The 20,043-nt window shown below is 67.3% G+C and carries 24 protein-coding genes and 1 tRNA gene; 8 read left to right on the top strand and 17 right to left on the bottom strand.

Annotated elements, in window-relative coordinates; all coding sequences use genetic code 11:
* The first annotated feature begins 4 nt into the window (after positions 1-4).
* The 3 genes from ACYQ6W_RS13890 to ACYQ6W_RS13900 all read left to right on the top strand — a co-directional run bounded on the left by ACYQ6W_RS13890 (position 5) and on the right by ACYQ6W_RS13900 (position 2,355).
* Complete coding sequence (locus ACYQ6W_RS13890; RefSeq protein WP_459676037.1) at positions 5-748, top strand: response regulator transcription factor; 744 nt, start codon at positions 5-7, stop codon at positions 746-748.
* Between the two features lie 99 nt (positions 749-847).
* Positions 848-937: transfer RNA gene (locus tag ACYQ6W_RS13895), tRNA-Ser, on the top strand.
* Positions 938-1,107: 170 nt separating this feature from the next.
* The gene (locus tag ACYQ6W_RS13900; protein ID WP_459676038.1) at positions 1,108-2,355 is read left to right on the top strand and encodes a tyrosine-type recombinase/integrase; all 1,248 of its coding nucleotides are present in this window, start codon (positions 1,108-1,110) and stop codon (positions 2,353-2,355) included.
* A gap of 309 nt (positions 2,356-2,664) precedes the next feature.
* Here ACYQ6W_RS13900 and ACYQ6W_RS13905 read toward each other — a convergent pair whose 3' ends face one another.
* Complete coding sequence (locus tag ACYQ6W_RS13905) at positions 2,665-3,561, bottom strand: LysR family transcriptional regulator (protein WP_459676041.1); 897 nt, start codon at positions 3,559-3,561, stop codon at positions 2,665-2,667.
* 102 nt (positions 3,562-3,663) lie between these two features.
* Here ACYQ6W_RS13905 and ACYQ6W_RS13910 point away from each other — a divergent pair, with 102 nt between their 5' ends.
* The 5 genes from ACYQ6W_RS13910 to blh all read left to right on the top strand — a co-directional run bounded on the left by ACYQ6W_RS13910 (position 3,664) and on the right by blh (position 8,225).
* Positions 3,664-4,452: an SDR family NAD(P)-dependent oxidoreductase gene (locus ACYQ6W_RS13910; RefSeq protein WP_459676042.1), complete on the top strand. Its 789-nt coding sequence runs from the start codon at positions 3,664-3,666 to the stop codon at positions 4,450-4,452.
* A 79-nt stretch (positions 4,453-4,531) separates the two neighbouring features.
* Complete coding sequence (locus tag ACYQ6W_RS13915) at positions 4,532-5,395, top strand: alpha/beta fold hydrolase (protein WP_459676045.1); 864 nt, start codon at positions 4,532-4,534, stop codon at positions 5,393-5,395.
* An 89-nt stretch (positions 5,396-5,484) separates the two neighbouring features.
* Positions 5,485-6,369: an NmrA family NAD(P)-binding protein gene (locus ACYQ6W_RS13920; protein ID WP_459676047.1), complete on the top strand. Its 885-nt coding sequence runs from the start codon at positions 5,485-5,487 to the stop codon at positions 6,367-6,369.
* Positions 6,370-6,423: 54 nt separating this feature from the next.
* On the top strand, positions 6,424-6,828 hold the full coding sequence (locus ACYQ6W_RS13925; protein ID WP_459676048.1) for a hypothetical protein: 405 nt from the start codon (positions 6,424-6,426) through the stop codon (positions 6,826-6,828).
* A gap of 65 nt (positions 6,829-6,893) precedes the next feature.
* Positions 6,894-8,225 carry a bifunctional sulfur transferase/dioxygenase Blh gene (gene blh / locus ACYQ6W_RS13930; protein WP_459676050.1) on the top strand — a complete coding sequence of 444 codons (1,332 nt, stop codon included), beginning with the start codon at positions 6,894-6,896 and terminating at the stop codon, positions 8,223-8,225.
* A 177-nt stretch (positions 8,226-8,402) separates the two neighbouring features.
* Here the strand turns inward: blh and ACYQ6W_RS13935 are convergent, their stop codons facing one another.
* The 16 genes from ACYQ6W_RS13935 to ACYQ6W_RS14010 form a co-directional block, all read right to left on the bottom strand.
* A complete protein-coding gene (locus tag ACYQ6W_RS13935; RefSeq protein WP_459676052.1) occupies positions 8,403-9,215 on the bottom strand; it encodes a DNA adenine methylase in 813 nt (270 codons plus the stop codon).
* A gap of 315 nt (positions 9,216-9,530) precedes the next feature.
* Positions 9,531-10,289 (bottom strand): hypothetical protein, encoded by a 759-nt coding sequence (locus ACYQ6W_RS13940; RefSeq protein WP_459676054.1) that lies wholly within the window; start codon positions 10,287-10,289, stop codon positions 9,531-9,533.
* Positions 10,290-10,354: 65 nt separating this feature from the next.
* Positions 10,355-10,975: a hypothetical protein gene (locus ACYQ6W_RS13945; RefSeq protein ID WP_459676056.1), complete on the bottom strand. Its 621-nt coding sequence runs from the start codon at positions 10,973-10,975 to the stop codon at positions 10,355-10,357.
* Between the two features lie 87 nt (positions 10,976-11,062).
* Positions 11,063-11,590, bottom strand: coding sequence for a hypothetical protein (locus tag ACYQ6W_RS13950; RefSeq protein WP_459676057.1), 528 nt, complete (start codon positions 11,588-11,590; stop codon positions 11,063-11,065).
* 27 nt (positions 11,591-11,617) lie between these two features.
* On the bottom strand, positions 11,618-12,451 hold the full coding sequence (locus tag ACYQ6W_RS13955) for a glycosyl hydrolase 108 family protein (protein ID WP_459676059.1): 834 nt from the start codon (positions 12,449-12,451) through the stop codon (positions 11,618-11,620).
* Between the two features lie 79 nt (positions 12,452-12,530).
* Complete coding sequence (locus ACYQ6W_RS13960) at positions 12,531-12,740, bottom strand: hypothetical protein (protein ID WP_459676060.1); 210 nt, start codon at positions 12,738-12,740, stop codon at positions 12,531-12,533.
* Entirely contained in the window at positions 12,737-13,090 is a 354-nt protein-coding gene (locus tag ACYQ6W_RS13965) for a hypothetical protein (protein ID WP_459676061.1), read from the bottom strand. Before ACYQ6W_RS13965 ends, ACYQ6W_RS13960 begins: the two co-directional genes overlap by 4 nt.
* A gap of 62 nt (positions 13,091-13,152) precedes the next feature.
* Positions 13,153-14,928, bottom strand: a complete 1,776-nt coding sequence (locus tag ACYQ6W_RS13970) for a hypothetical protein (RefSeq protein WP_459676062.1) — start codon at positions 14,926-14,928, stop codon at positions 13,153-13,155.
* A gap of 30 nt (positions 14,929-14,958) precedes the next feature.
* Positions 14,959-15,480 carry a hypothetical protein gene (locus ACYQ6W_RS13975; protein WP_459676063.1) on the bottom strand — a complete coding sequence of 174 codons (522 nt, stop codon included), beginning with the start codon at positions 15,478-15,480 and terminating at the stop codon, positions 14,959-14,961.
* 2 nt (positions 15,481-15,482) lie between these two features.
* Complete coding sequence (locus ACYQ6W_RS13980) at positions 15,483-15,977, bottom strand: hypothetical protein (RefSeq protein WP_459676065.1); 495 nt, start codon at positions 15,975-15,977, stop codon at positions 15,483-15,485.
* An 85-nt stretch (positions 15,978-16,062) separates the two neighbouring features.
* Positions 16,063-16,254, bottom strand: coding sequence for a hypothetical protein (locus ACYQ6W_RS13985; RefSeq protein ID WP_459676066.1), 192 nt, complete (start codon positions 16,252-16,254; stop codon positions 16,063-16,065).
* Positions 16,254-17,132 (bottom strand): glycine-rich domain-containing protein, encoded by an 879-nt coding sequence (locus tag ACYQ6W_RS13990; protein WP_459676068.1) that lies wholly within the window; start codon positions 17,130-17,132, stop codon positions 16,254-16,256. Before ACYQ6W_RS13990 ends, ACYQ6W_RS13985 begins: the two co-directional genes overlap by 1 nt.
* Before the next feature lie 9 nt (positions 17,133-17,141).
* A complete protein-coding gene (locus tag ACYQ6W_RS13995) occupies positions 17,142-17,738 on the bottom strand; it encodes a YmfQ family protein (RefSeq protein WP_459676069.1) in 597 nt (198 codons plus the stop codon).
* A gap of 3 nt (positions 17,739-17,741) precedes the next feature.
* Complete coding sequence (locus ACYQ6W_RS14000) at positions 17,742-18,932, bottom strand: baseplate J/gp47 family protein (protein WP_459676072.1); 1,191 nt, start codon at positions 18,930-18,932, stop codon at positions 17,742-17,744.
* Positions 18,932-19,372 carry a phage GP46 family protein gene (locus tag ACYQ6W_RS14005; RefSeq protein WP_459676074.1) on the bottom strand — a complete coding sequence of 147 codons (441 nt, stop codon included), beginning with the start codon at positions 19,370-19,372 and terminating at the stop codon, positions 18,932-18,934. Before ACYQ6W_RS14005 ends, ACYQ6W_RS14000 begins: the two co-directional genes overlap by 1 nt.
* 2 nt (positions 19,373-19,374) lie before the next feature.
* Positions 19,375-20,043, bottom strand: coding sequence for a phage baseplate assembly protein domain-containing protein (locus ACYQ6W_RS14010; RefSeq protein WP_459676076.1), 669 nt, complete (start codon positions 20,041-20,043; stop codon positions 19,375-19,377).

The following is a 20,043-nucleotide window of genomic DNA, read 5'->3' on the forward strand; positions in this document are numbered from 1 at the left end:
CCAGATGCGTGTCCTTCTCGTCGATACCGATGCTCAAGCCGTTGCCGTCATCCAGCGCGCGCTGAAATCGAGCGGCGCCCTGCTGGAACATGTCGAAACCGGGGAAGAGGCGTATCAACTCGCCAAGCGCTATGATTACGATGCGCTGATCATGGACCTGATGCTGCCGGACACCGATGGTTATGAGGTCATCCGCCGGCTGCGTTGGGCCTCCATCTCCGTCCCCATCCTCGTGCTGTCCAGCCTCACCCGGCCGCAGGCCAAGGTGAAGGCTTTCTCCCTGGGCGCCGATGACTTCCTGGCCCGTCCTTTCGACGAGGCGGAGCTGGGGGCACGCGTCCAGGCGCTGGTACGCCGCTCCAAGGGGCTCAGCCATTCGCGCATCAGCCGCGGGCCGATCGTGCTCGACATGGACTCGAACATCGTCACGGTGGACGGTGAAACCGTTCACTTGACCGAAAAGGAATACCGGATTCTCGAGCTGCTGTTCCTGCGCAGCGGCAGCATCGTCGCCAAGGAATCCTTCCTGAACCATCTCTATGGCGGCAATGACGAGCCGGACATCAAGATCATCGATGTCTTCGTCTGCAAGCTGCGCCGGAAGCTCGCGCAGGCTGGGGCAGGGGAGGTCATCACCACCGTGTGGGGCCGCGGCTATATCGTGCGGGACACGCCGGCGGGGGCCCAGCCTGTGGCCAGCCGGCCTGCTTCCGCCACGGCGCCCACGCACCAGCCCGTGCCCGCCTAAGCTCTGCGGGCCCCGGGGTGGCGCTTCGTCCCAAGTGCCTTGCGCACGGACGCTCTGGCGCTCCAGCGCAAGGCACTCTAGGTTGCCATTCGCTCGGATGGACAGGTGGCCGAGCGGTTTAAGGCAGCGGTCTTGAAAACCGCCGTGCGTGCAAGCGTACCGTGGGTTCGAATCCCACCCTGTCCGCCATCGCCCTTCTGCAGAAGGGTTCAGCCCTTGCCAACGCCCCCGAAATCCCCCGAAAACAAAAGCTTAGAGAATGTCATCGGGTGTCATCGGTATGCATCTAACCACGCATCATTGGGGGTATCTTTGGGGGTATGAGCCTTCGCCTGGGGGTATGATGGCATCCAGCCGCCATGCTTACTGACACTGAAGTCCGGAAGCTTCCGAACCCTGAGAAGCCCAGGAAGCTCTCCGATTCTGGCGGCCTCTACCTCTACGCGACTCCGGCAGGCGGCCGCATCTGGCGGCTGAAGTACCGCTTTGACGGGAAGGAAAAGCTGCTCGTCCTCGGGCATTATCCGCGCCTGTCGCTCAGGCGCGCGCGCGAGTTGCGGGACGAGGCCCGAGCCCACCTCTCCCATGGGCGAGACCCTTCCATCGTTCGGGGCGAGGCCCAGGACGCGGAGAAGGAAAGGGCGGCTGGTACCTTCGAGGCGGTGGCGCGGGAATGGTACGGACTGCAGAAGAGCCGCTGGACGGAAGTCCATGCCGCCCAGGTCATCGGATCACTGGAGGCGTTCGTCTTCCCCGAGTTGGGCGCCGATCCGATAGGCGATATCTCGGCGGCGGACGTGCTGCGGGTTGTCCGGGCGATAGAAGCACGGCCAGCTATCGAAACGGCCCGACGCGTGCGCCAACGCATGAGCGCCGTCTTCGTCCATGGCATCGCGACTGGGCGCGGGCAGGTAGACCCGGCTGCGATCATCAAGCCGGCGCTCGCTCCGCTCATCAAAGGGCGTCAGCCTGCAATTACCGACCTGAAGGAGGTTCGCCAGATCCTCAAAGACGCCGAGGGCCATCCGGCCCATGCGGTGACCAGGCTGGCGCTTCGATTCCTCGCGCTGACAGTCGTTCGGCCGGGCGTGCTCCGAACGACGCCGTGGTCCGAGTTTGCGGCAATGACGGACAACGTCTGGGTGATCCCGGCCGAGCGGATGAAGATGCGACGGGAGTTCCTAGTCCCGCTTTCACAGCAGGCTCGCGATACCCTCTTGGCGGTCCATAAACTGACCGGCGGCGGCCCGCTTTTGTTCCCGAACAGCCGCAACGCCCATAAACCGATGAGCGAGAACGCGATCGGTTATCTGCTCAACCGAGCCGGCTACCATAGCCGACACGTGCCTCACGGGTGGCGCTCCGCGTTCTCGACGATCATGAACGAACGCTTTCGAGGGGATCGAGAGATCATCGACATGATGCTCGCGCACGGCTCCGACGATCCGGTCGAAGCCGCCTACAACCGATCGGCCTATCTCGACCGGAGGCGCGAGCTGGCCCAGATCTGGGCCGATCTTCTGCTCGAAGGATTTTGCGTGCCGGAGGACCTGCTCACACTTTGCCAGAAGGGGTCCTATGCAAGTGACCGACGGGGGCAAGGGTGAGGATGGCTCCTCATCCGCGGCGATACAGGAATCTCCTGCACGCTCTTATGGGCGGCACATAACCGTGCTGACAGGTGCGGATGAGGTTGGTGACATCCGGAGAGATGTCGTTGGAAAATCCGACCGCACCTTCACCGGCAGACGGGACAGCATGTTGTGCAGGTCTGAGGGCTGCGACAGCCGGACTCGGCCAAGGTAGTCACCCAGTTGCCGATCTTGAGATCTGCAGAGCGGACATTCAGAGCGCTGGGTTATCGACTGGCTTGGCCGTGACGGGCCGCTTGGCGTCAAGACCGTTGAAGCCAACCCTCACAACGCCAGCCGTGTCTGCAAGCGGGGCACCGCGAAATCGATGAAGGCGCGCACCTTCAACGGCACCAACTCGTCATGACGGTGGATGATATGGACGGGCAGCGCTGGCGGCACGAAATCTGCCATCACCTCCCGCAGCAGCCCGGCGCGGATCGCCGGTCGGACGTGATACGAGAAGACGCGGATCAGCCCCATGCCGGCGATGCCGGCGTCGATCGCGGATTCGATGGCGTCGAACATGATGCGGGAGCGGATCGGCACCGCAGTCATCCCCTCGCCCGTCGGGAACAGCCAGCTGCCGGCCGGATCGAAGCCATGGAAGCCGACGCAGTCATGCGCGTCGAGATCGGCCAGCCTCCGCGGCTCCCCCTGCCGCGCGAGATAGCTCGGGCTGGCACAGATCACGCGGCGCACCGCGCCGATGCGCCGGGCGCGCCAGCGGCTGTCCGGCAGCGCCCCCACGCGGATGGCGAGGTCGATGCCCTCGTCCTGCAAATCGAGATTGCGGTCGTTGAACCGGCAATTCAGCCGCACGTCGACGAATTGCGCCATGAACTCGGCCATGACGGGGACGAGATGCATGCGCCCGAAGACGAGCGGCGCCGTGATGGTCAGCTCCCCGCGCGGGCTCTGGTATTCGCCGGCGGCGTTCCGCTCGGCCTCGCTGACCTGCTCCAGGACCTTGCGGCAGGCGAGGACATAGGGCGCGCCGGCATCCGTCAGCGTCACCTTGCGCGTCGTGCGCTGGAGAAGCTGGGTGCGCAGATGCGCCTCCAGCTCCTGGACACGTCGGCTCACCGTCGTCACCGGCACGCGCAGCTTGCGGGAGGCGGCCGAGAAGCTGCCGGTGTCGACTACGGCGAGCAGCGTCGCCATCGCATCCAGACGATCCATGATTATCCCATTTCCCGGGAAGATGATCGCCAGTCTTAGCTGATTATCGCCATCAAGTGGAGAGCGCAGAGTTCCGTCATCGAAACCCGAAGGAACCGGACGATGACCACCTCCTCTCGCCAGACCGCCCTGATCACCGGCGCTTCCAGCGGCATCGGCGCCGTCTATGCCGACCGGCTGGCCCGCCGCGGCTACGACCTCATCCTCGTCGCCCGTGACGCGGCGCGCCTGACCGCCGTCGCCGAAGCCGCGACCCGCCACGGCGTGGCCGCCGAGACCATCCGCGCCGATCTGACCCAGGCCGCCGATCTGCGCCGGGTGGAAGAGCGCCTGCGCGGCGACGGCGCCATCACCCTGCTGGTCAACAATGCCGGCATCGGCGCCGCCCCCGGCACGGCCGGCGCGGATGCCGATGCGCTGGAGCAGATGATCCGGATCAACGTAACCGCGCCGACCCGCCTGGCCGCGGCCGCCGCCACCGCCTTCGCCGCCGCCGAGCGCGGCACCATCATCAACATCGCCTCCGCGCTCGCCTTGGCGCCGGAGCTTTTCAGCGGCGCCTATAGCGGCACCAAGGCCTATCTCCTGAACCTCTCGATTTCGATGCGGCAGGAACTGGCGCCGCGCGGCGTGCAGGTGCAGGCCGTGCTGCCGGGCGCCACCCGCACCGCCTTCTGGGGCCCGGCCGGCGACCATCTGCCGGCGGCCATGGTGATGGAGGCCGCGGAACTGGTGGATGCGGCCCTCGCTGGCCTCGATGCCGGGGAAGACGTGACCATCCCCTCGCTGCCCGATCGCGCCGATTGGGAGGCCTTCAACGCCGCGCGCGGCCGCCTCGGCCCCAACCTGTCCCGCCAGCACGCCGCAGCACGCTACGGCAAGACCGCCTGAGCGCTTCGGCTCACCCTCAAAACAGAACAACGACGCGGTGCAGGCCAGCATGGCCCCCGCGCGACACAGGAGACTTTCCATGAACGCCTTCACCGAACACCGCGTACCGACCGCCGCCGGCCATCTCCATGTGCGGGATTACCCGGGCAGCGGCCCCGCCTTCGTCCTGCTGCACGGCTTCCCCGACAACGGACATATCTTCGACGATCTCATCCCGCATCTCACCGCTGGGGGCCGCCGCGCCATCACCATCGATTTCCTGGGCTTCGGCGCCTCGGACAAGCCGGAGGGCGCGCAGTACAGCTTCGCCCAGCAGCGCGGGGATGTGCTGGCCGCGCTCGATGCCCTGGCGCTCGAAAAAGCCGTGCTCGTGGGGCACGATGCCGGCGGCCCAGCCGCGCTGAACCTCGCCCTGTCGCACCCCGATCGCGTCGCCTCCGTCGTGCTGATGAACGTCTTCTACGGCGAGGCACCGGGCCTGCTGGTGCCGGAGCTGATCGAGGTTTTCTCGCACAAGCCGCTGCAGGCGCTGGCGCAGCATTTCCTGGCGAGCCCGCAGCAATTCGGCTGGCTGATCGAATTCCAGCGCCTGCTGCTGCTGGGCGATGCGAACGAAACCGGAAAGCTGCGCTACAACGAACTGCTGGGGCCGCTGATCGACGCCAACTTCCGGCAAACGCCGAGTGCCGCCATGGCCTTCGCGCAGATGACCAGCCAATTGAAAGACGAGATTGCCGCCAATAGCGGCCGCATCGTCGCACTGCGCCGCTCTTCCGTGCCGGTGCAGCTCATCTGGGGCCGAAACGACCCCTATCTGCATCTCTCGACCGCCGCCTTCCTGCAGGCGCAGCTGCGCGATGCCTCGCTGCACGCGCTCGATGCCGGCCATTGGCCGCAGATCGACGCCGCCGAAGACTGCGCCCGCATCATGCTCGCCGCCTGACGCTGAAGCCCGCCCCCGGCCGCAAAAGGCCGGGCGCGGGGGCCATGCACCGTGACCACCCCGATCATGGCATCAAAGGAATATCCCAAATGACAGCCAAGATTCTCATCACCGGCGCCACCGGCAATACCGGCGGCTCTGCGATCGACGCCCTGCTGGAGCGCGGCCATACCGGCATCCGCGCGATGCTGCGGACAGATGACAGCCGGGCAAAGGCCTTGCGGGATCGCGGGGTCGAGACCGTCTTCGGCGACTTGCTCGACCTCACCTCCCTCCGCGCGGCGCTGCACGGCGTCGATGCCGCCTATTTCGTCTACCCCATCGAACCCGGGCTGATCCAGGCGACGGCCTATTTCGCCCAGGCCGCGAAGGAAGCGGGCGTGACGGCGATCGTCAACATGTCGCAGAAATCGGCGCGGTCCGATGCCGCGAGCCATGCCGCGCAGGATCATTGGATCGGCGAGCGTGTTTTCGACTGGTCGGGTGTGCCCGTCACGCATCTCCGCCCGACCTTTTTCGCCGAATGGCTTCTCTACCCCTTTCAGATTTCGTCGATCAAACGCGGCATCTTGCGAACGCCGTTCGGCCTCAACAAGCATGCGCCGATCGCGTCGGTGGATCAGGGCCGGGTCATTGCGGCCATTCTGGCCGATCCCGCACCGCATGGCGGCCAAACCTATCCGCTCTATGGACCGGTCGAACTGACGCAGGCAGAGGTCGCCGGCATCCTGTCCAAGGCCCTCGGTCGGCCGATCGCCTTCGAGCCTGTCTCTCTCGACGCGTTCCGCTCCAACATCGAGACGCATCTCAAGCGGCCCTTCCTCGCGCAGCACCTCTACGAAGTCGCGCGTGACCACGGCACCGGCATCTTCGCCGGCACGAATGACGTCGTCGAAAGGCTCACCGGCCGGCCGCCGATGTCGATCGAGGCTTTTGTCGCGGCAAACAAAGCGGCCTTCGCCGCTGAGGCATAAACCCTATCCCGCACCTGGCCCGAGACGGCCGGGGATGCTCCGAGGAGATTTTTCATGACCCGCACGCTTTCCACGGCGCTTGCCGCCGGTCTCGCAGCCACCGTCGCCGCCGGTTCGGTCCAGGCCGAGACACCCGCCTTCCCGAAACCCGTGACCCATATCCTCGCGATCGGGACGATCACCCCGGGCGCGACGCTTGCCGAGGTCCGCGCCATCCTGCCCACCGAGGTACGCGAGACGGTGAAGCTCTACCTCGCCGGCAAGATTGACCAGTGGTTCTCACTCGCCGACCGCAACGGGGTCGTCTTCGTCCTCAACGTCACCGATGTCGCAGAGGCCCATGCCATGCTGGAGGCTCTGCCGCTCGGGCAGGCACATCTGATGCAGTTCCAGCTGCTGCCGCTGGCACCCTTGAGCCCGCTGCGACAGTTGCCGGGCATGGCTGAAGCTTCTCCCTGAGCGTCTTCGGGCGTAACCTCAAGCCGGCCGGGGCGAAGCCGCGGCCGAGCGTTCCGGAGGATCATATGTCTCCCCTCACCCCGCCGCCGGCCTCCGCCAAGCGGATTTCCGACCGGCTCTACGTTTCGGCTCAACCAGGCCTCGCCGACTTCGCCACGCTCGCCGCCGCCGGCTTCACGGGCGTCATCAGCAACCGGCCCGGCGGCGAAGCGCCGGACCAGCCGAGCCCGGATGCTGAGCATCGGGCAGCCGAGGCGGCCGGTCTCACCTTCGACTTCATTCCGGTGACGGCCGCCACCATCACGGAAGCTGATGTGCGGTCGTTCCAAACAGTGCTCGCCACGACTGAAGGTCCGATCCTCGCGCATTGCCGCAGCGGCATCCGCTCGGCCAACCTCTTCGCAATCGGCGAAGTGTTGGACGGTCGCGTGATGCGAGAGGATCTCGCGGCACTCTCTGCCGCCTGGGAGATCGACCTGGCACTCGCACAGCGGTGGCTTGCACGCGAGGCCACGCGGTGGCCGCGCGTCCATGCTCTCTTCGACCCGCGCACCTTCAGCGTACAATATGTCGTCTCCGACCCTGAGACGGGGCAATGCGCGATCATCGACCCGGTGCTCGATTACGACGAAAAGTCGGGCGCCATCGCCACGACGAATGCGGATGCGCTTCTCGCCTATGTCGTGGACCAGAAATTGACCGTGCAATGGATTCTCGACACCCATCCGCATGCCGACCATTTTTCCGCTGCCGCCTATCTGCATGAGAAGACCGGTGCCCCCACCGCGATCGGCGCGCAGGTGGTGGAGGTTCAGCGCCTGTGGCAGTCGCTCTACAACCTGCCCGACCTGAAGACCGACGGTTCGCAATGGGACCGTCTCTTCGCGGACGGGGACGAATTCCGCATCGGCAGCATCCCTGCGCGCGTGCTCTTTTCCCCTGGCCACACCCTTGCCTCCGTCACTTATGTGATCGGCGATGCCGCCTTCGTGCACGATACGCTCTTTATGCCGGATTCCGGCACGGCGCGGGCCGACTTTCCCGGGGGAAGTGCCGCGCGCCTGTGGCAGTCGATCCAGGCGATCCTGGCGCTGCCGGACGAGACGCGGCTCTTCACCGGTCACGATTATCAGCCGGGCGGCCGCGCGCCGCGTTGGGAAAGCACGGTGGCCGAGCAGATGGCGCAGAATGCGCATGTCGCGGGGTTGGACGAGGCAGGCTTCGTCGCGCTGCGCGAAGCGCGCGACAAGATCCTGCCGATGCCGAAGCTCATCCTGCATGCCTTGCAGGTGAACATCCGCGGCGGGCGGCTACCGGAACCAGAGAGCAACGCCCTCCGCTATCTCAAGATCCCGATCGGCGCGCTGGACGGCGCCGCCTGGGATGAGCTGCGTTGATGTCAAAGCAGGAAGGTCATCCTCAGGTGAGCTAGGCAATCCAGCCAAAGTGGCAATGTCCGGTTCATCCGGCCCGCCTCAGAAAGGCGAATTTCGCCGTTCCCCCCGCAAACGGCAAAAGGCCCCTGGGTTTCCCCAGGGGCCTTTTGAAGTGATAGATACATCAACGCACACTCGTCAGCCGCTGATCAGCACCTCTCCGCGTTTGCCGCGCGCGCCGGCCTCCTTGGCGATCGAATAGGTCGTGTCGATCGCCTCGATCTCGAAGCGCCGGAAGATGCGACGCACCTCCGGCGCGTCATTGAGGGAGAGCAGGAACCGCCCGCGGATACCGGTGAGCTGCGCAGCCAGCCGCTCGAAATCCGCCCTGTCGAAGACCCCGGGCCCGTAGTCTCGCTCGCAGCCGTAATAGGGCGGGTCGAGGTAGAAGAGGGTGTCGGCGCGGTCATAGCGGGTGATGAACTGGTCGAAGGGCAGGCGCTCGATGACGGCGCCCGCCAGGCGCTCGTGCGCCGCCTCGAGGACAGCACCGAGCTGCGTCACATCGAAGCGCGCTGGCAGGCCGATGGAGACGCCGAAATTCCGGCCGCTGATCTTGCCGCCGAAGGCAGTGCGCTGGAGATAGAGGAAGCGGGCGGCGCGCTCGAGGTCGGTGAGGGTCTCGGCTGCGGCGGCGGTGAGGCGCTCGAACTCGGCCCGGCTCGTCAGCTGCCAGCGCAGCATATCCATCAGCGGCACGTAATGGCGCTGCAGGATGCGGAAGAGGTTGGTGACGTCCTGGGAGATGTCGTTGATGACTTCGGCCCGTGCCTTGAAGGGCCGGCGGAAGAAGATCCCGCCCATGCCGACGAAGGGCTCGACATAGGTGGTGTGGGGGATGTCGGCGAGCCGCGCGATGATGCGGCGCGCGAGGTTCCGCTTGCCACCCAGATAGGGCGCAACGGGCGCTGCCGGCTGTGCCGGCAGCGGTGCAACTATCGACTTTGACACGGTTTTCTCGTCTATTGCCCGCCTCCCCGGCCGGGGCGCGGGGCGGTGTATCCGTGTGCAGTGTCAGCTGCACGGTTCGAGCTGGTGCAAGCAGCTCGACCCCCGCGATTGGTCGCGCGGGGAGTAGTCTAGCATCGCCGGGCCGAGGCGCGGAAGCGCCTCAGATTGTGATCATCTTCCGGGTCGATGGCAGCGAGGCTTTTCGATACCTTCCCGCTCCCGCGGCGGCGCCACTGGCTTCGTAAGTCGCCGGCTTTCCTCAGGAAAGCGTGGGATATGCTCCAGGTTGTGGTTGCTGTCCCATCCGCGGACTTTTCACCCCGCCGCTGCGGCCTCTCGTTGCAATTGATCCAGCGAGGCGTTCAACGCTGCGATGGTCATGCCGAAGGGCGTTTTGCCGGTCTTCTCGATCCATTCGGCAGAGACGACGGCATAGAGCTCGTCGAAATAGCGGGCGAAGACATCGTCCGCGGTTTGGATATCGAAGCCCCAGGAATGGCAGGTGAGGGTGCCGGGCGCGTAGCCGAAGCCGGTGATGCAATGCCCATCCACGCCCGGCCCATCGGCGCACCAGGCCTGCCCTTGCTGAACCATTGACCAGGAAGCGGGGATCAGAGCGCCGCCATAGAAGCCGCCGCATTCGGCGATGACCCGGCGGATGTCCTCGGGCTCGCGCGGGTCGACCCGGAAGAAGCCGAGGATCTTGGAGCGCGTGCCGTCCGCATTCGGCAGGCCGGTCGTCATCCAGAATTTGAGGACGTTGACCAGCAGGCCGCCATTGTCGGTCGCTGGATCGCCGAGGACGTATCCGCAGGACTCGGAATAGCCCTGGATCACCTGCATCGGCGGCCGGCTGACCATCACGCCTTGGGCATTGAAGGTCCACACCTGCTCGAGATGAGCGGCGCCGGCATTGGTGCAATCACCGACCACCGGGAGCTGCGGATTCGCGTCATCGGGGGCGTTGCCCATGGCGCCCAGGAAAGCCGGCATCCCTCGGCGCCAGGAGAGTGCCTCGGGGATCGGCGGCTGGGCAACTCCCCGCATTGCCTTGAGCGCGGACCAGTGGGGCACCGCCGGATCATGTGGAGACGGGGCGCGGCGCCCCGTCCTCCGGCCCGAAGATATCGGCAGATCCATTAGGCGCCCGCCGGCGTGGCCGGGCCGACCAGACTGGGCGCCGCCGGCGCGTCCGCTTCGGCCGGCGTCGCCAGCGCGGTGCCATGCAGTAGGGCGACGACGCGCTCGACGATCGTCGGAATGGCGCCGGCGATCGCGGCCTCAACGTCGGGCGCGGCGACAGCCGCATCGGCCAGCACGGCGGCGATCTGCGGCGGCGTGACGCGGGCGGTCTTTGCCGTGGGGGCCATGGCAGTGATCATCGCGGTGGCCGCCTGGTCGATCGTGCCGCTCTGGGCGACGGAGAGCAGGGACTTGCGGGTCAGCTCCTGCAGGCCGGCCTGCACCGCGGCATCACCGAGGGTGACGACCGCCGCCGGCGCCTTGGCCTGCAGCTCCTGCAATGCCCAGGCGGCGACGCCGGCAGGCGTGAGCGCCGGGTTGGCGCGCAGCAGAGCGAGCGCGTCATTGGCGACGTCGATCGCCAGATCCGCGAGCTGGCTTTCCAGCGGGTGGGCTGCGGCGTCAGTGGAAGCGCGCCAGGTCTTCAGGCGGCGGGCGCCGAGGGCCAGCACGGCGCCGGCGGCCGCAAGAAGGGCGCCGGTCAGATACGGCGCAAGGGCCGTGAGAACGGTGTGCATGAGGTCTCTCGATTTCGAGGAAGAGGGAGAGAAGGAGCGGCGCATCGGGTGCGCCGCACGGCCAGGCGGAAGCCGCCTGTGGGAGGATCAGCCGAGCGTCGCGATGTGGGCGCGGGCGTCCTCGATCAGCAGTTGCGTGTTCGAGACGGTGCCGGGAGCGGCGGAGGCCGTGCCGTGCGTCGCGAGATAATCGATCAGGAAGGTGGCAACTACCGTCTCGATCTTCGCCGGGGTCACGGGGGTGCCGCCGGAGAGGAGATCGGCGAGCAGGGTCTCCGCCTCGGTCGCGTCATCGACCACAGTGGTGCTGGTGCTGTCCGCGGCGATCTGGCCGATCGCCGTGTCGAGCGTCTTCAGGGCGATGACGGTGGCGCTGTCACCGTCCGAGACGGAGAGTTCGGTCGCCGCCGCCACCGTCTCGAAGCCGGTGATGATCTCGGAGACGATCGCGCTGTCCTTGGTCGAGATGGCGCCGGTCGCTTCGCCGGCCGTGAGGAGCGCGCGAGCATCGGCCGCGATGGCGCTCGGGCTGGCGGAGGGCGTGTTGGAGGTTGCGGCACAGGCGCCGAGCGCCAGCACGCCGGCGAGCGCCAGCGCGGAGAGGATCCGTTGCATGATGTCTTGGTCCTTGTGAGGGAGGTGTCAGGCGGCCAGGCGTGCGGCCTGGGTGGCGATCGGCAGGTCGGGTTCGAAGGGGTGCCAGCAGGTGCCGTCGGGCTCGTCCGGCACGTGTGGCGCGCGGTCGGTGAGGGGGATCGCTTTGGCGCCTGCGCGCGTGCCCTGGGCGAGCTGCAGGCCGGTCGCGATGCGGCGCCCGGTGCGGGCGAGCCAGCCGGCGCCGTAGATCGGGAAGTTGGCGAGGGAGCGGTAGTAGGCGGTCTGCGCTTCCCCGAGCCCCAGAAGAAGCACCACAGGGCGGATGGTGGCATCGGGCACGGCCGCCAGCGCGCCGAGGGTCTGCGGTCCGACCTCGCCATCCACCGTCACGCCGAGCACCGCCTGAAGCGTCCGCGCTTCGCTCGCGGCGAGGGCTGCCGCGATCGGGGCAAGCGAGCAGGCGACAAGCCGTGCCAGGCTCTGCGGCCCGATCTGTCCATCCTGCTTGGCGCCGATGAGCCATTGCAGGCGGCGTGCGGCCGAGCCGATGCCGGTGTTCCAGCCGAAGTCGAAGCAGGCGAGGTCGAGGCCGGCGGGTAGCTGGTTGCCCTGCAGCGGCGCCCAATAGCTGCCGCGCGCCATGCCGTCATAGACGGCGCGGGGAAGTGCCTGCATCCAAGCGGGGGTGACGGTGAAGCCGGGCTGCGTCTGCGCCATATAGGCGATGGTGGCCGGCGCGCCGCAGCCCATGTTCGAGCCGATGAGCGTGCCGATGCCGGTCTGCCCGCTCGACCAATTGCCGCTGTCGCGCGGGTCGGCGGTGTAGCCGCCTTCCTCGTCGATCGTGAAGACGGTCGAGGGCGTGTAGTTCACCTGCATGGGGGAGGTTCCGGGCACAAAAAAGGGCCCGCGGCTGTGGCCGGGGCCCTTTGACAGGGAAGAAAGGCAAGAGGCTCGTTCAGTCGCTTGCGGCCGCGAGCACGGTCCAGGCGGGCGGCCGGAGAGACGGTGCGTGGAGATGCTGCGTGGTGAGCTGCATCGCCGGCGGCACCAGCATCGTCATGCGTGGCCTGGGCAGATGATCAGCCAGCATGCCGAGCGCAAGGCCCAGGGTGATGCCGAAGGCGGGCCCGGCGGACCACCGGGCAAGTGTGCGGAGCGCGCTCATCCATGGCCTCGCGTGGTGAAGATGTAGGTGACGGTGCCGGCGATGGCCGCGGAGACGATGTGCCAGAGCCATTCGGCCCCCTTGCCGAGGAGAGCCCGGCGCACCTCGGCACGATTGTCCGCCGCGCGGCGCAGTTCATCCTCTCGTCGCTCTTTTTCGGAGCGGAGCCAGACCAGCAGCTCCTGAAGGTCGGGATCGCCGCGGCGCTGCCGGTCAAGCCATTCGAAATTCAGTCGCGTCGCGCGCAGGCTTTCATCGTCATCCGCGAAGATGCCGATGTCTCGGAACTCGCGTTGAATGGCGACGCGCACAAGCGCGCCGACTGATGTTGCATCGATCGCGTCGGGCATGATGCCTCCGGCTGGGCTTTGGTGGGAGGCGCCATGCTCGCGTTCATGGATGGCACGCGTCGTCACTGCACCCAGTTCAGCCGCACCCAGTAGTTGGGTGACGCGAAGTATTCGTAGCCGAGGCAGGGTGCGTTGCCGGCGTTCAACGATGCTTCGTTGCCGACGATGAAGGCGGATGAGGAGAGGGAGAGCGTGCTGATGCTCTCATTCGCGCAGACGTGGATGACCTCGCCGTCCACCGGGGTGCTCGGAAAGACCACCTTGTAGGAGGAGATCGCGGCCGACGCCGTCAGCAGAAGATCGCGCTGTGTGTTGGTGATCGTCGCGGTCCCACCCGATGTTGCCGCCACGGTTTGGGTGGCTGAGGTGGAGGGAATTTGCGAGACGCCGGTTGCCGTGAAGGATGTTGCCGAGAAGTCACCGAATGCGTCGAGCGTTCCAAGGAGATTAGGGACAGACGAGGAAGATGTATCAACGTTATAGAAGCGGAACCCGCCGATGCCACCGCCACGAGAATTGACGAAGGCCGTGGCGCCGGAGGCGGTGGGATAGTTCCACCCGATCACAGCGCCTTGGCGTCCCCAGAACGCGCCCACTGGGGCTGAGTCGATCGATACGTTGCCAAAATACGCATTTGCCAGGGAGTTTGCGCCGATGACGACGCCGTCGAGGTTGCCGCCGGTGATGGCGACCGCGGATGCCGATTGGCTTGCCATCGATCCGGCGGACGACGCCGGGAAAGCGGCATTGGCCGTCGCCTGGGCCGCGGCTGCGGCGCTGGCATTGGCCTGCTCGGCGCTGATTGCTGCAGCGGCATCGCGCGCGGTACCGGCAACCGTGCCAATCTTCGGCGGGGTATAGCCGAGGGCGGTGGTGACGGCGCCGAGCAACTGGGTGTTGCTGACCGCGCCGGTTTGCCCGCCGACGCTCTGCACCGGGGCCGCCGCCGCGGCCGCGGCCGTGAAGCCGCCGATGTCGCTCGGGGTCGGCGCATGGATGGCGGTGATGCGGCCTTCCGCGTCGACGGTCACGTTGCCGAAGGTGCCCGCGCCGGCGTTGTTGGCGGCGGGCAGCCCCAGCTTGCCGTTCGAGAGCTGCAGCGTGGCGTCGGGCGTCACGCTGGTGAAGCCCGTGTCGGCGGTGCCGCCGATGAGCGGTGCGTTGGGGATTGCAACCAGCGGCACGGCCGCATTGGCCGTCGCCTGAGCGGCGGCCGCGGCGCTGGCATTGGCCTGCTCGGCGCTGAGCGCGGCAGCGGCATCGCGCGCGGTGCCCGTGGCGATGCCAATTTTGGGCGGGGTATAGCCGAGGGCGGTGGTGACTGCGCCGAGCAGCTGGCTGTTGCTGACCGCACCGGTCTGCCCGCCGACGCTCTGCACCGGGGCCGCCGCCGCGGCCGAGGCCGTGAAGCCGCCGATGTCGCTCGGGGTCGGTGCATGGATGGCGATGATGCGCCCTTGAGCGTCGACGGTGACGTTGCCGAAGGTGCCAGCGCCAGCGCTGTTGGCGGCGGGCAGCCCCAGCTTGCCGTTCGAGAGCTGCAGCGTGGCGTCGGGCGTCACGCTGGTGAAGCCCGTGTCGGCGGCGCCCCCGATGAGCGGTGCATTGGGGATGGCGGTAAGCGGCACCGCCGCAGTGGCGGTCGCCTGGGCTGCCGCCGCCGCCGCCGTGTTGGCGTCGACTTGAGGCTGTGCCGGAACAGGGCAGGGGGTGGTCAGCGTGCAGCTGCCATAATCCTGCTGCTGGATGCCGTAGCCATTGAGGGGGTGGGTGCCGGCTTCGGCGGGGCCGGTGAGCAGGCCGAGCGCCATTGTGCCGCGGAGGAGCAGCGTCTTCATCTCTGGTCCTTGTGGGTCGGGAGAGGGGTGTCAGGCGCCGATGTCGGCGTTGAGGTTCCATCGCCAGAGGCAGGGGTTGCCGTTGCCGGCGCCGACGATCGCGGGGCCGCCCGAGTTCGCCGAGAGCGCGAGCGTGCAGCTCGCGACCGAGCCTTGGCCGGGATTGAAGGGGGCGGGGATGGCGTTGCCCTGGAGGTCGCACATCAGGTTGCCGGCGACGCGGCGGGCGATGAGCATGACGTTCCAGGTCATTGTGTCGCGCGTGACCTGGTCGTGGACGGTGACCGTGCCCCAGATCAGGGCATAGCCGCCGGAGACCGGCACGACGGGCATGCCGACGACGGGGGTGGGCGTGGTGTTTTGCGTCACCTGGCTACCCACGGCTTTGCCGGTGATCACCATCGCGGTGACCTGGGCGGGCAGCGCCAGCTTGGTCTGCGGCTTGGCGCCATTGAGGCCAGGCACCAGGATCGGGAAAAAGGCCGCGGAGAGATCCTGATCGGTGGCCGGCGGTTGCTGGATCATCTCCTGATAGGTCTGCGATCCGCTCATGATCAGGCTCCAGTCGGGAAGGGAATGCCGCCGAGCAGCAGGATGTCGCCGTTATTGGTGACGAGGGTGGGATCGGGTGTCGGGACGGGGGCGACCGCGGAGACGGGAATGAGGACGTCGCCACCCCAAGCGGCCCGTGAAGCGGTGAAGCTTAGGTGAAGCCGCACCTGGTATTCGACGCCGGGCGTGCCGCCGTTAAGCCAGAAGCCGGCCCAGCGCGCATCCGGCGACAGGCACCATGTGTCGATCGAGAGGGCGCCGTCGCCGCCGATGACCGCATAGCCGGCGGAGAGGATGACGTCGGAGAGATCGTCGCAGAGGGCGGAGGCATCGGCCCACCAGAAGTTTTCTTCCAGCGGATGCTTGGGCGTCCAGTACGCGATGGCGTTTGGCCCGGCCAGCCCTTGGCCGGGACGGCGGCCGCCCGGATAGATGTCGAAGCGACGGACGGTTGACGGCAGGGGCCCGACGACCGCTGCCGATGAGCTGCCGGACATGGCGATCTCCGGATCAAGTGCGCGAAGAACACGAATCAAAAAGCCGCCCGGAGGCGGCTGGTGGCGAAGGCGATGGGCGGCGGTGTCAGACCGTGGTCGTCTGGCCGATTTGGAGCGTGCCATCGGGATCCGCCCGCGCTTCCGTGCCGGCCGGTGGTTGCCAGGTCGCGGTATTGCCATCCCACATGACGACGTTGACGACTTCGCCGACCGTGGCGACGGTCCCGTAATAGGTTCCAGCGACGGTCGCCATAATGGCGTAAGGTTGCACACTCATTACGAGAACTCCTCGATGATCACGACGCCGCCCGTTGCGACGCCGCCGTTGGTAGCGGGGTTGTTCGCACCCATACCGGCTCCCCCACCGCCCGCGCCATAGCCGGAGGCGGCCGTCGGTTGCCCCGGATTGGCGTTGGGGCCGCCGGCGCCAAGCGGCGACCAGCCGCCAATGCCTGGGATCATCTGGCCCTGCATTGCGATGCCGTTTGTGCCGGACTGGCCATTGCGGATCAGCGACACGAGCGCGCCGGAAACAGTCGCGCCCTGGCCGCCGATTCCCTGGCCCGAGTAGCCGAAGGCAGTCGCGGAGATGGTGTTCGCGTAACCGCCGCCGCCGCCCGGAGTGCTGATGTAACTTCCGAAGGTTGATGTGCCGCCGAATGTGCCCTGACCGGGGATTGGCGTCCCGGCTGCACCGATCGTCACAGGAACAGGACCGCTCAGTGCGGAGACGAGAAACCAGGCTTCCACGTAGGAGCTGGAGCCTCCACCGGAGCATGCAGCGCAATGGGAGGAGTCCGTGGCGATCGAACCGCCGCCGGGACCGCCGCCGCCGACCTGCTGTACGCGAATGAGACGCGTGCCGGCAGACCACGTGTAGGTGGTGGAAGAGGTGATGATGATGGGTGGTCCCAGCCGGCGGCCGGTCAGCTTGGCCGCGAGCTGCGCATTGTTCGTCTTGCTCAGCGCCGTGCCATCGCTCGTGATCGCGTGCGCAAGCTCTTCTTGCACGGCATTCAGCCAATCATCATCGACGATCGTTGCGGGGATGCCGCCCGCCGGATCTCCATCAGTGAAGAAGCCGTTGGGATTGGGGCCGATGCCAGATGGTGCCGGCAAGGTTGTCGCAGCCGTCGCGTTGTCGATGCGATACATCCGTTCGCCTCAGGTGTCGTAGTTGAAAAGGACGGTGGTATGCGCGGGGCTGAGACGCCTCAGCTCGCACTGCAGGACGGTGTTGCCCCAGGTCGCCAGTGGTTCGCCGGCGGCACCGGCACCTGCCGCGAAATACGAGATCGAGAACTGCGGTGCGTTGACCTGCCAAGCATGCGCCCATGCCGTGCCGTAGAGCGGCGTCCCAGTTCGGCTACCGGCCGTGAATGGGCGGAACTGGGTAATCGTAATCTGGTAGCCGAGCGTCTTCGCGAAGCCGATGAAGTAGGGGATGCTCTGCCCGCCGCCCGCGCTGAACCGGGCGGCGACCTGCGCCTGGCGCAGTGCGACGGTCGGATCGGGCCCGGCGCATGGGTCCGGGAGACCGAGGGTCTGCTCCCATTCCGGCAGGAGGTCGACCGCGGTCGGCGGGAAGGCGTCGGTCATCAGGGCCTGGGCGCTGGCGGCCGCGCGCTGCGGCGTGGGCGCGAGGGCCGCCATGGTCTGGCTCTCGACCGAAGCGGCGCCACGGGGCCAAACACGGCCGGAGGGCAGGAGCGCGGTCAGGGCGGCGGCATAGTCCGCCACCGTCTTGAGGATCTGCGGCATGGCTCAGCTCGCAAAGCTGCAGATGCCGAGAACAGGCAGCTGCCCGGTGCCGGGCATGATGGCGGCGATCGGCGCCGTGACCGTGAAGCGGCCAACACCGGAGACCGCGCCGATCGCTGCATACCAGTCCGAGGGATCGATCGCGGGCCAGACTTCGTTGGAGGCGGGGTCGATGGTGCCACCGACATTGCCGAGGCGGCGGAACATGTCGGTCAGCGCTGCTTCGATCGCGGTCTGCACGGCGGCCGTATTGGCCGCGCCGAGGCCGGTGATCGTGAAGTTCACAGCGAGTGCCGCAGGTGCGCAGCTGTAGACGAGCGCCGTGACCGGCTGGGCGGAGATGATCGCATTGGCGACCGTCAGCTGATCGCCGGTCGCCACGGTATCGCGCGGCACGCCGCCGGACCCGGCGTCGTATTGGGAGACGCCGTTGGTGCCCTGCGGGAAGCCGGCATGGGCAGCCTCGGCATCGTCCCACATGGTGTAGACGACGACCGTGCCGGCGCCGGCGCCATTGGGCGCGACCCAGGCGCGGGTGACGCCGGAGACATCTTCCGCCCATTGCACGTAATCCGCCCGATCGCCGCCCTGCGGCGGGGCTGCATAGGCCGCCAGCATGCGGGTGCGGAGATCGTCATCGCTCTCCTGGTCCGCGCCGCCAGTGAGCGCTGTGGCCGCGGAGCCGGCGACGGGGATGCCGTCGACGGTGCCTGAGATGGTGAGCTGGATGCCAGCATCAGCATTGCCGGTGCTGCCCTCGGTCGCGCAGGTAATCGGCGCGGAAACCGCGCCGCCGGCGGCCGTCGCCGCGGCGGTGGTGACGTAGGCGAGGCCATCGCTCCGGGTGATGGTGGTCCCGGCCGGCAGGGGGCTGCCATTGGTGCAGCCGGAAGCGACGGTGAAGGTACCGGATGCCGCCACCGCATCCTTGCGATAGACGCCCTTCAGCGCGGCCCAACCCTCGAGATACTCATCCTCGGCGGTCCAGGGCACGAACATCCGGGCGAGCCAGCTGATGAAGCCGTATTCCCCCCAGACCAGGCCCGCGAGGACGACGGCCAGGATGCGGAGCACCGCGTTGTTCAGGAGGCCGGTGAGGACATTGCCGGTCTGCGGGTCGGTGATCTGCTTGTCGACGACGTCCTGCACCGCCTCGTCGATGAGATCGGTGAGGCTCGGCTGAGGGTAGGGCATCAGACCGTGTTCCAGACGAAGGAATAGGTGGCTTTGGCGGCGCCGGTCGGCTGCGTGATCACCACACGGAGGCCGAGATTGGTCTGCGCATACCAGGCGGCGGTGACGGAGACGGAGGCCGCGACGCCGTCATCGATGAGCCATTGCAGCGCGCTGCTCGCATAGCCCTCGGCGCGGCGGAGGACGGCGGTGCCGTCGCTCTTGACCGCGCGATAGAGCGTCCAGAGCAGGCTGCCGATCTCTCGGCCGAGATAGGTCGTGCCCCACCAGCCGCGTCGATCCTGGCTGTAGATCTGGAGGCTGTCGGGCGCCCGGGCGTCGGTGAAGAGGCTCAGCAGGACGGCGGTCTGCAGCGGGTCGCTCGTGTCGAGATCGTCGCCACTGACGGTCCAGTCCCCGTAGCCGGTGGCCTGGTTCCAGACGATGCGGATATCGGCCATGGTCAGCTGCCTGCGATGGGCGCAGAGGTCGGGCTGCCGACGGCAGTTACCTGGTGCTTGTGGCCTAGAACGCTCACCTGGTCGGCGGTGCCGTAGCAGGCGACGATGTCGCCGGTCGCGGTGACCTGGCCGGTGACCGCGAGATTGCCGTCCACGGACATGCCATTGGCGCCATTGCCTTGCGCGTCGATCTCGCCTGCGACCGTCACCACCTTGTTCTTTGGCGTGAGGGCGATGCCGCCACCGGCCATGGTGACGGTGCTGCCGCTGGCATCGGTGAGGACCGTGCCGGAGGGACTGGTGACGATCGTATTGCCGCTTTTGTCGCGGAGGGTGATGCCGTCGCGGCCGATGAGGACGACCTGGCCTTGATCGTCATGGAGCACAGCCTCGCCCTCCTCGAGCGGGACCTGATAGCGCTGGTCGTTCGAAGCGACGGCGACGCTCTGGCCCGGCCGATGATCGAGAGTCACCACTGCAAAATCGCAGTTGGCGTGCGGGCGGCTGGCAAAGCCGTACTGCTGCATCACCCGCACGCCGTCGCGGGTCTCGGCGGTCGTCATGAACTTGAGCTGGACGCGGCGTATGGGGCCGCCATCGGTCACTGCCGTGAGCGCGCGGCCGAGGCCGCAGGCATGGACCATGCGGCGGAGCAGAGAGGGGGCGGTCAT

Source organism: Acidisoma sp. 7E03 (assembly GCF_054665075.1).

Bases quoted from the DNA above. Each gene is read 5' to 3' on its own strand.
- ACYQ6W_RS13915 (WP_459676045.1), top strand. From the start codon at position 4,532: ATGAACGCCTTCACCGAACACCGCGTACCGACCGCCGCCGGCCATCTC.
- ACYQ6W_RS13955 (WP_459676059.1), bottom strand. From the start codon at position 12,451: ATGCAGGTGAACTACACGCCCTCGACCGTCTTCACGATCGACGAGGAA.
- ACYQ6W_RS13980 (WP_459676065.1), bottom strand. From the start codon at position 15,977: ATGTCCGGCAGCTCATCGGCAGCGGTCGTCGGGCCCCTGCCGTCAACC.
- blh (WP_459676050.1), top strand. From the start codon at position 6,894: ATGTCTCCCCTCACCCCGCCGCCGGCCTCCGCCAAGCGGATTTCCGAC.
- ACYQ6W_RS13990 (WP_459676068.1), bottom strand. From the start codon at position 17,132: ATGTATCGCATCGACAACGCGACGGCTGCGACAACCTTGCCGGCACCA.
- ACYQ6W_RS13950 (WP_459676057.1), bottom strand. From the start codon at position 11,590: ATGCAACGGATCCTCTCCGCGCTGGCGCTCGCCGGCGTGCTGGCGCTC.
- ACYQ6W_RS14005 (WP_459676074.1), bottom strand. From the start codon at position 19,372: ATGGCCGATATCCGCATCGTCTGGAACCAGGCCACCGGCTACGGGGAC.
- ACYQ6W_RS14010 (WP_459676076.1), bottom strand. From the start codon at position 20,043: ATGACCGCCCCCTCTCTGCTCCGCCGCATGGTCCATGCCTGCGGCCTC.
- ACYQ6W_RS13905 (WP_459676041.1), bottom strand. From the start codon at position 3,561: ATGGATCGTCTGGATGCGATGGCGACGCTGCTCGCCGTAGTCGACACC.
- ACYQ6W_RS13985 (WP_459676066.1), bottom strand. From the start codon at position 16,254: ATGAGTGTGCAACCTTACGCCATTATGGCGACCGTCGCTGGAACCTAT.
- ACYQ6W_RS13900 (WP_459676038.1), top strand. From the start codon at position 1,108: ATGCTTACTGACACTGAAGTCCGGAAGCTTCCGAACCCTGAGAAGCCC.
- ACYQ6W_RS13995 (WP_459676069.1), bottom strand. From the start codon at position 17,738: ATGCCGCAGATCCTCAAGACGGTGGCGGACTATGCCGCCGCCCTGACC.
- ACYQ6W_RS13960 (WP_459676060.1), bottom strand. From the start codon at position 12,740: ATGAGCGCGCTCCGCACACTTGCCCGGTGGTCCGCCGGGCCCGCCTTC.
- ACYQ6W_RS13920 (WP_459676047.1), top strand. From the start codon at position 5,485: ATGACAGCCAAGATTCTCATCACCGGCGCCACCGGCAATACCGGCGGC.
- ACYQ6W_RS13890 (WP_459676037.1), top strand. From the start codon at position 5: ATGCGTGTCCTTCTCGTCGATACCGATGCTCAAGCCGTTGCCGTCATC.
- ACYQ6W_RS13910 (WP_459676042.1), top strand. From the start codon at position 3,664: ATGACCACCTCCTCTCGCCAGACCGCCCTGATCACCGGCGCTTCCAGC.
- ACYQ6W_RS13970 (WP_459676062.1), bottom strand. From the start codon at position 14,928: ATGAAGACGCTGCTCCTCCGCGGCACAATGGCGCTCGGCCTGCTCACC.
- ACYQ6W_RS13945 (WP_459676056.1), bottom strand. From the start codon at position 10,975: ATGCACACCGTTCTCACGGCCCTTGCGCCGTATCTGACCGGCGCCCTT.
- ACYQ6W_RS13975 (WP_459676063.1), bottom strand. From the start codon at position 15,480: ATGAGCGGATCGCAGACCTATCAGGAGATGATCCAGCAACCGCCGGCC.
- ACYQ6W_RS13965 (WP_459676061.1), bottom strand. From the start codon at position 13,090: ATGCCCGACGCGATCGATGCAACATCAGTCGGCGCGCTTGTGCGCGTC.
- ACYQ6W_RS14000 (WP_459676072.1), bottom strand. From the start codon at position 18,932: ATGCCCTACCCTCAGCCGAGCCTCACCGATCTCATCGACGAGGCGGTG.
- ACYQ6W_RS13925 (WP_459676048.1), top strand. From the start codon at position 6,424: ATGACCCGCACGCTTTCCACGGCGCTTGCCGCCGGTCTCGCAGCCACC.